A 7,255-nucleotide genomic window follows, 5' to 3' on the forward strand; every position below is an offset into this window, starting at 1 on the left:
TGATGCCCTCGCCGATGAACTCGCGCAGGAACAGGCCGGCGACCAGGCCGCCGCCCATGCGCTCGCCCATGTTGGCGATGTCGGCGGTGGGGGAGTCCATGCCCTTGCGCAGGTGCTCGGGCAGCGGCATCGGCCAGGCCTCCTCGCCGACCTCCTCGGCGGCCTCGTGGATCGCCGCGCGGAACGCGTCGTCGTTGGCCATCACGCCGAAGGTGCGGCTGCCGAGCGCCAGCACCATCGCGCCGGTCAGCGTCGCCACGTCCACGATGGCGTCCGGCTTCTCCAGGGAGGCGGCCCACAGCGCGTCCGCGAGCACCAGCCGGCCCTCGGCGTCGGTGTTGAGCACCTCCACCGTCTTGCCGCTGAACATCCGCAGAACGTCACCCGGACGGGTGGCTGAACCCGAGGGCATGTTCTCGGCCAGCGCCAGCCAGCCGGTGACGTTGACCTCCAGGCCGAGGCGGGCGGCCGCGACGACGGCGGCGAACACGGCGGCGGCGCCGCTCATGTCGCACTTCATCGTCTCGTTGTGGCCGGCCGGCTTCAGCGAGATGCCGCCCGAGTCGTAGGTGATGCCCTTGCCGACCAGCGCCAGGTGCTTCTTCGCCTTGGGGCTGCTGTACGACAGCTTCACCAGGCGCGGGGCCGCGGCGGAGCCGGAGCCGACGCCGAGGATGCCGCCGTAGCCGCCCTTGGCGAGCGCCTTCTCGTCGAGCACCTGGATCTTCAGCCCGTGGGCCTTGGCCGCGTCCTGCGCGATGGCGGCGAAGGCGGCCGGGTTGAGGTCGTTCGGCGGGGTGTTGATCAGGTCGCGGGCGCGGTTGAGCTCCTCGGCGACGGCGGCGGCGCGCTCGACGGCGGCCTTGAACGCCCGGTCGCGGGGCTTGCCGCCGAGCAGCACGACATCGGCGAGCGGCGTCTTGCCGCCCCGGCCCTTGGCGTCCTTGCCGTTCTCCTTGTACGTGTCGAAGGAGTACGCGCCGAGCAGCGCGCCCTCGCCGACCGCACCGGCGTCGGCGGCGTCCGCCAGCGGAAGCGCGAAGGCGGCCTTCTTCGCCCCGGCCAGGGCACGGGCCGCGACACCGGCGGCCCGGCGCAGGGCCTCGCCGTCGTACCCGGCGTCCTTCTCGGGCTCCGCGCCGAGGCCCACCGCGAGCACGAGCGGGGCCTTGAAGCCGGAGGGCGCGGGCAGCTTCGTCACCTCGCCCTCGGCACCGGAGGCGCCGAGGGTCTCCAGGACGCCGGCGAGCCTGCCGTCGTACGCCTTGTCGACGGACTCGGCGCCCGGCGCGACGACCGGGCCCTTCGTGCCCTTGGCGACCCCGATCACGATCGCGTCGGCCCGCAGGCCGGGCGCCGCGGCGGTGCTGAGAGTGAGAGCAGTCACGGTGGTGAAATCTCGCTTCCCTATGAAATGTGGTGGCCGAATACGGGGTGGGTCGACCGGGCCCGGTGACCGACCCTAGAACCCCTTCGTGGCGCGGTACTCACCCGGGCAGGCAAACACCCGGCACGAGCCTACGCGCGTTGCTGCGCCGATCGGCCGCCCGGTCGTTCACCCGACGGGGGTGCCGCGGCCGCCGGGTGGCCGCCGTACGGTCGGGTGCGAGGGGTGACAGGGCCCAACTCGCTTGCCCGCGGGGGTGATTCGGAGGCCTGCCGCTCAGGGGGCGACCGTGGTGCGCGCCAGCCGGTCGGCCAGCGAGCGCCTTCCCGGCAGGAGCACCGGCAGCGCGTTGAGCAGGAAGACCGCCACGGCCACCGCCCACACCAGCACCGACAGCGCGAACTCGCCCTCGACGAGCAGCACGCAGGCCACGGCGTACACGGCGACGTCGGCCGCCGTGGTGACCGCGGCCCGCAGGGCGGCGGTGCGGCGCGCCCGGTTCGCGGCGGCGGGCGTGACCTTCAGACCGAGCAGGCCCTTGCCGACGGTCCGGCCGGTCAGGGCCAGGCACGCCCACTGGTAGCCGAAGGTGATCAGCACCAGCAGCCCGAAGGCCTCCTCCACGTAGAGCACCGTCTCGTCCCACAGTGAGAGCCCCAGCCGCTCCGAGGCGCGGACGACGTCGCCGCGCGAGGCGAGCAGGTCCCAGCCGCCGCGCGTGGCGAGGCCGGGCACGTCGGCGACGAGCGCCGTGACGCGGTGGAAGGTGAGTACGGCGAGCGCGGAGGCCACCGCGGCCACCAGCGCGAAGTCGATGAACCAGGCCGTGGCGCGGCGCAGCTTCGGCACGGACGTCCCCCGATCGTGATCGCTGTCCGTTTCGGCGGCTCAGGCTAGCCAAGGGGAGGACCGGGGCCGGGGCCGCGCGGACATCCGTTTCAGGCCCGTGACAGAACGGCTGAGCCGGGTGGCGGAACGGCTGGGCCCGGTGACGGGCCGGCTCAGCCCAGTGAGAGGACCACGAGGGCGGTGGTGGCCGCCGTTTCCGCCAGGCCGCCGAAGACGTCGCCGGTCACGCCGCCGAAGCGGCGCGTGCAGTGCCGCAGGAGGAGCTCGGCGGCGGCCAGGGCGGCGAGCACCGCGAGCGCGGCGAGCGCGGCGGTGCGCGGGCCGAGCGCCGCGCCGGCCGCGGTGGCGGCGGCCAGCACGGCGAGGGCCGCGCCGAGCGCGCCCGGCACCGGGACCACGCCCGCCACCGCCGCGCCGAGTCCCTCCGGGCGGGCGGCCGGCACCCCGGCGCGCGCGGCCAGCGTCAGGGCCATCCGGGCGGTCACCGCCGCGACGGCGGTTGCGAGCGCTCCCCGGGACCACGAGTCCGCGTACGCGTGGGACAGGGCGGCCACCTGCGCCAGCAGGACGAACACCAACGTGATCACGCCGAAGGGGCCGATGTCCGACTGCTTCATGATTCGCAAGGCGTCCTCGGCGGGCTTGCCGCTGCCCAGGCCGTCCGCGGTGTCGGCGAGCCCGTCCAGGTGCAGACCGCGCGTGAGTACGGCGGGCACGGCGGCGCCGGCGACGGCGGCGGACAGGGTTCCGGCGCCCAGCAGGAGCAGCAGCAGGCCGGCGGCCGCGGCGGCCGCCGCGACGGCGAGCCCGGCGAGCGGCGCGCACAGCATCCCGCCGCGCGCGGCGGCGCGGTCCCAGCGGCTCACCCGGACCGGCAGCACGGTGAGGGTGCCGAACGCGAAGCGGAGGCCGTGCAGCGCGTCGGACGGCGAGGGGCGCGAGGGGGCGGACACGCGGGCAGACTACGGCAGCGCCGCGCGCCCTCCGGGGCCGCCCATGGGCGAACAAGGTACGGAGGGTGCAAACTGCCCACATGGGGCACTGGCTGTACCGCAACATCGTCGAACCCGGCAAGCTGCCCCTGCTCCTCGCCCTCGGCGCCTTCGTGTTCACGTTCGTGGCCACCCGGGTCGTCACGCGGCTGATCCGCGCGGGGAAGGGCCCGTTCGGCAACGTCAAGGCGGGCGGGCTGCACATCCACCACGTGGTGCCCGGTGTCGTCCTCATCGTGTGCGGCGGGTTCGGCGCGGTGGCCAGCAGCAGGCAGGGGTTCGGCGCGGGCGCCTTCGCGGTCGTCTTCGGCGTCGGGGCGGGCCTCGTCCTCGACGAGTTCGCGCTGATCCTGCACCTGGACGACGTCTACTGGACCGAGGCGGGCCGCAAGAGCGTGGAGGTCGTCGTCGTGACGGCGGCCCTGGTCGGGCTGATGCTGGCCGGGTTCTCACCGTTCGGCGTCAACGACCTGTCCGAGTCCGAGCTGCAGGACCGCGGGACGGTCATCCTCAGCGTGGCGGTGAACTTCGTGTTCTCGCTGGTGGCGCTGAGCAAGGGCAAGGGCCGGATCGCCCTGTTCGGCGTGATCGTGCCCTTCGTGGCCCTGGTCGGCGCCATCCGGCTGGCCCGCCCCGGCTCGTACTGGGACCGGCGCTTCTACCGCCGCCGCCCGCGCGCCCGGGCCCGCGCGGGCCTGCGGGCCTGCCGCCACGACCGCCGCTGGTCGCGGCCGCGCCGCGCCGTCCAGGACTGGATCGGTGGCAAACCGGACACCCCTGCCGAACTCCCGGGCCGGGGGCCGGGGAGCGGGTGAGAGGCCGGGCCGCACGGGCAGGGCGTCAGGTCGCCGGCGGCCGGGCGGAAGCGGTCCGCGGCCGGCGTCCGTACGCGTGGCGTTCGCCCGCTGCCGAGAGCAGGCACATCAGGCCCACCCCCATGATCGCGGCCATGTGCTCCTTGCCGGCCAGGTTGTCCTTCAGGGCGACCTCCAGCGCCATCGCCAGCGTCACCGCGCCCGCCGTGACATACGCCCCGTAGCGCCAGGCCAGGTAGACGGCGAGGCCGACCACCGCCGCCGACGGGCCGGTGTCCACCACGTGCGCGTCGGTGCCGGGCAGGCCGAAGGGGCGGTGCGGGCCGAGCGCGATGCCCAGGCGCGCGTACAGGGTGCCGGCGAGCGTGGCGACGTAGGCGAGGGCGAGCGTGCGGCGGCGGCCCAGGCAGATCTCGCCGATCCCGAACACGCACAGGACCTGCGCCAGCGCGCCCCACACGGGCAGGTCGAGCGCGGGGACGAACAGCGACAGCGGGGTGCGCAGCAGGGCCAGCCACAGCGGGTCCTCGGCGCGCACCGCCCCGAGGTGCTGGACGAGGTGGTAGCCCCAGGGCCGGTTCTGCACCACCTGCAGCAGCGCCGTCAGGCACACCGCCGCCAGCGTCATCGGGACCGCCCGCAGGCGCCGCTCGAGCAGCGGCTCGCGCACGGCGGTGTGCACGAGGCCCCATTCGGCGCCGGCCCAGCGGGCGAGCGTGTTCATCCGGTGTTCCTCATCGCCGTGTCTCCAGGTGCCCGCGGCGCGGCCACCTCGGCAGCCCCGGCATCCCCACGAACCCCTCCGCACGCGCCGACGCCAGGCCGATGCGGGGCAGGTCCGCGCTCTTCTCGAAGAGCAGGAACCTGGGTTCCCACACGGGCCGGTACTTGGCGTTGGCGCGGTACAGCGACTCGATCTGCCACCAGCGGGAGAAGAAGCCGAGCAGCGAGCGCCACAGCCTCAGCACCGGCCCGGCCCCGAGGCGCGCTCCACGTTCGAAGACCGAGCGGAACATGGCGAAGTTGAGCGAGACCTGGGTGACCCCGATCTCGTGGGCGCGGCCGAGCAGGTCGATCACCATGAACTCCACGAGCCCGTTCTCGGCGTGCCGGTCCCGGCGCATGAGGTCCAGGGACAGCCCGTCAGGCCCCCAGGGAACGAAGGACAGCAGGGCCCTGAGCTCGCCGCGGGCGTCGTGGCACTCCAGCATCACGCACCGGCCGTCCTCCGGGTCGCCGAGCCGGCCGAGCGCCATGCTGAAGCCGCGTTCGGTGGGTCCGTCGCGCCAGTCGTCGGCCCGCTGGACCAGGTACGCCATCTCGTCGGCCGGGATGTCCTCGTGCCGCCGGATCCGCACGGTGTACCCGGCCCGCCGCACCCGGTTGCGGGCCTGGCGCACGGTGCGCATCGCCCGGCCCTCCAGGGTGAACTCGGCGACCTCCACCACGGCCTCGTCGCCGAGCTCCAGCGCGTCCAGCCCGTGCCGCGCGTACACCGTGCCGGCCTCCTCGCTCGCGCCCATCACGGCCGGGATCCAGCCGTGCGCCCGCGCCTCGGCCAGCCACGGCTCGATCGCGCCGGGCCAGGCCTCCACGTCGCCGACCGGGTCGCCGGAGGCCAGCGACACCCCGCCCACCACGCGGTAGGCGACGGCGGCCTTGCCGGTCGGCGAGAAGACGGCGCTCTTGTCGCGGCGCAGCGCGAAGTAGCCGAGCGAGTCCCGCTCGCCGTGCCGGTCCAGCAGCTCGCGCAGCCGCTTGGCGTCCTCCTCGGTGAGCGGGTCGACGGCGCGGCGGGAGCGGAAGGCGGCGTACAGGACGGCGAGGACCAGGCCGGTGGACAGGACGTTGACGCAGACGTCGGCCCAGTTCGGGGTGTCGATGCCGGGGAAGCGGGACTCCGGGGAGGCGAGCGAGAGCAGCCGCAGCGTGCCGTAGTGCCAGCGCTGGAGGTACGTCGAACCGGAGGCGTCCGCGGCCTGGTTGGTGACCGTGACCAGCAGCGTGGCCAGGGCGGAGGCCACCGGCAGGCCGGCCGCGGCGACGGCGGCGGCCAGCTTCGGGTTGGCGCGGTCACCGCGGGCGTAGAACTCGCGCCGCCCGAGCAGCAGGGCGGCGACGAAGGCGGCGGTCAGGGCGAGCGAGACCCAGTTCTGCGCGCGGGAGCGGATCTCCGGGAACGCCATGGCGAAGGCGAACAGCGCCAGGAACGGCCCGCTCAGCCCGAGGTTCAGGATCCAGGCGGCCCGCTTGCGGCGGCGCATGGTGACGGCGAGGAACGCGGTGAAGACGCCGGAGGCGAAGCCGGCGGTGAGCAGGTACGGCGTGAACAGGTTCTCCTGGTTGTGCCGCCGCACGTCCTGGCCGAGGGACACCCAGACCGCGCTGAGGAAGTTGACGAACGCGACCGCCCGCAGGTACCAGACGGCGAGGGCCGCGGCCCGGCGCGCGGTGGGACCGGCCGCCCGGTCCGCCCCGGCCGCGCGAACCGGGGCCCGCTCCTCACACGCCGTGATTCGGGCATCTCCCATGAGGAACGATCTTATGGGTGCGGCCCCGGCGAACCGCTCTTTTCCACCCGTACGGTCAGATTCCCCGGCCCTCGGTGGACAGGTCCCCCTCCTCCTTCTCCGTGCGCTCGGGCAGGTCGGGCAGCTCGGCCGCCAGGGCCGCCGCGGCCTGCACCAGCGGCAGCGCCAGCAGGGCGCCCGCCCCCTCGCCGACCGTCACGCCCTGGTCGAGCAGCGGTTCCAGGGCCATCCGGTCCAGCGCCTTGGCCTGCCCCGGCTCCCCGCTGCTCTGTCCCGCCAGCCACCAGTCCGGCGCGCGGAACGCCACCCGCTGGCCCACCAGGGCGCACGCGGCGGAGACGACGCCGTCCAGGATCACCGGGAGCTTGCGCACCGCGCACTGCAGCAGGAAGCCGGTGATCGCGGCCAGGTCGGCCCCGCCCACCGCCGCCAGCAGCTGCAACTGGTCGCCGAGCACCGGCCGCGCCCGCCGCAGCGCGTCCCGGATCGCCGCGCACTTGCGCATCCACGCCAGGTCGTCGATCGGCTCGCCGCCCCGCCCGGTCACCACCGAGGCGTCCGTCCCGCACAGCGCCGCGACCAGCACTGCCGCCGACGTGGTCCCGCCCACGCTCACATCGCCGAGGACCACCAGGTCCGTGCCCGAGTCGGCCTCCTCGTCGGCCAGCGCGACCCCGGCCC

General features: G+C 74.9%; 7 protein-coding genes. 1 reads left to right on the top strand and 6 read right to left on the bottom strand.

Annotated elements, in window-relative coordinates; translation table 11 throughout:
* The 3 genes from IE249_RS01815 to IE249_RS01825 form a co-directional block, all read right to left on the bottom strand.
* The coding region (locus IE249_RS01815; RefSeq protein ID WP_229857215.1) for a leucyl aminopeptidase at positions 1-1,387 on the bottom strand (1,387 nt) is incomplete at its 3' end.
* Positions 1,388-1,663: 276 nt separating this feature from the next.
* Positions 1,664-2,236 (bottom strand): RDD family protein, encoded by a 573-nt coding sequence (locus IE249_RS01820; protein ID WP_189702967.1) that lies wholly within the window; start codon positions 2,234-2,236, stop codon positions 1,664-1,666.
* 152 nt (positions 2,237-2,388) lie between these two features.
* Positions 2,389-3,189 (bottom strand): adenosylcobinamide-GDP ribazoletransferase, encoded by an 801-nt coding sequence (locus IE249_RS01825; RefSeq protein ID WP_189702968.1) that lies wholly within the window; start codon positions 3,187-3,189, stop codon positions 2,389-2,391.
* An 80-nt stretch (positions 3,190-3,269) separates the two neighbouring features.
* Here IE249_RS01825 and IE249_RS01830 point away from each other — a divergent pair, with 80 nt between their 5' ends.
* A complete protein-coding gene (locus IE249_RS01830; RefSeq protein ID WP_189702969.1) occupies positions 3,270-4,043 on the top strand; it encodes a hypothetical protein in 774 nt (257 codons plus the stop codon).
* Between the two features lie 25 nt (positions 4,044-4,068).
* Here the strand turns inward: IE249_RS01830 and IE249_RS01835 are convergent, their stop codons facing one another.
* The 3 genes from IE249_RS01835 to IE249_RS35865 all read right to left on the bottom strand — a co-directional run.
* The gene (locus IE249_RS01835; protein WP_189702970.1) at positions 4,069-4,767 is read right to left on the bottom strand and encodes a hypothetical protein; all 699 of its coding nucleotides are present in this window, start codon (positions 4,765-4,767) and stop codon (positions 4,069-4,071) included.
* Between the two features lie 10 nt (positions 4,768-4,777).
* Complete coding sequence (locus IE249_RS01840; RefSeq protein ID WP_189702971.1) at positions 4,778-6,574, bottom strand: phosphatidylglycerol lysyltransferase domain-containing protein; 1,797 nt, start codon at positions 6,572-6,574, stop codon at positions 4,778-4,780.
* Positions 6,575-6,629: 55 nt separating this feature from the next.
* Positions 6,630-7,255 (bottom strand): nicotinate-nucleotide--dimethylbenzimidazole phosphoribosyltransferase (locus tag IE249_RS35865; RefSeq protein ID WP_229857218.1); only part of this gene is annotated, 626 nt, incomplete at its 5' end.

This window comes from Streptomyces anandii JCM 4720 (assembly GCF_014650655.1).
Lineage (GTDB): Bacteria > Actinomycetota > Actinomycetes > Streptomycetales > Streptomycetaceae > Streptomyces > Streptomyces anandii.